The sequence below is a fragment of the Fulvivirga kasyanovii genome (genome assembly GCF_009711405.1).
Classification (GTDB): domain Bacteria; phylum Bacteroidota; class Bacteroidia; order Cytophagales; family Cyclobacteriaceae; genus Fulvivirga; species Fulvivirga kasyanovii.
In genome coordinates, this window is sequence record NZ_SMLW01000138.1 from 1 (window position 1) to 1,168 (window position 1,168).

Sequence of the window (1,168 nt, forward strand, 5' to 3'; positions counted from 1 at the left end):
TCTTGTACCTTGCTGATAGCCATTATCGAGCATCATTCTAAATAGATCATCGACACTTGTAGTAACTCCATCAATATTAAAAGCATTTCCAACATAATAAGGATCCCCGTGCACAACTACATCATACCACCCCTTTTTTGACACAAGATTTTGTACACTCTTCTTTGTCGCAGCATCTGATCCAAATGCAGCTCCCCCCATCCATAATTTACTTGCAGATCTCTTGGCCACTGTCTTCACAACAGCTTTACCAGCAGCCGTCACAATGGATTTGATCAAGAAGACATCTGAAATAGCCAATCCGGCATTAAGTACAGCGCGGCTGTAGTCCCCTTGCTGAGCCCAATAGATTGCATCCCTCCCTGAACCCCAGATTGGAATGTATCCATCAGCACCAGACAGCCCAACACCTGCATCAGCACTAGGACGATTGCCTGCCCTGATTATAGTTAGTGTTGACGAAGTACTAAACAATGAACCTTCCGCATTCCCGTACAAGGGCGCATCCTTTTCTCCACCCGTTCTTGCCCTTATTCCCGTATCAAAATACAATGCTGCTTCATCGGCATTAAGCGGATTAGAATCAAAATCCTCTTGGTAGCTGTAATTGTCTACACTTCCATTATTGAAGCTAAAATTGTGAATCCCATTTGGTAAAGAACCATAGTTAATAGATAAATTACCTGCGGTTAGAGACCAATTCCCCCCACCAAAACTATGGTTCCATTGGAGGTTACTTCCCCTGGTACCCAGACTATTAAACACCCTATACCCGCCATTCACAAACTCATCATCACGGGTAAGATCAGCATAAGACCCACCACTTGGGTCATTGTAATAAACCGGGTTGTTGCCGGAGTAGGAGTACGGGCTTTCGTCCAGATAGCTGCTGGCATAAGGGTCAATACCTGTCATCCTTCCCATAGCTGGGTCATAATGGCGCAAAGGCATCTCGTATAGCTCTGCGAACCCATTGTACTCGCTACCACCATTAAACAGGTAACGGTTTGGTTTGGCCGTAACCCGCTGATAGGAGTTAAAAGTCAAGCCATACGGGTAATAGTCATCCTTCTGCACCACTGCGGACTCGGTGAGCACTACATTCATATCATCAAAGAACACTGGCAATGGGCTGTTGCTCTCATTGCTCAGGTAAATATAGACAAAG

The 1,168-nt window shown here is 45.2% G+C and carries 1 protein-coding gene; it reads right to left on the bottom strand.

The window, feature by feature from the left end; genetic code table 11:
* Positions 1–1,168, bottom strand: a 1,168-nt coding sequence (locus tag E1163_RS00365) for an RHS repeat-associated core domain-containing protein (protein ID WP_281353070.1), incomplete at both ends; no start/stop codon positions are given.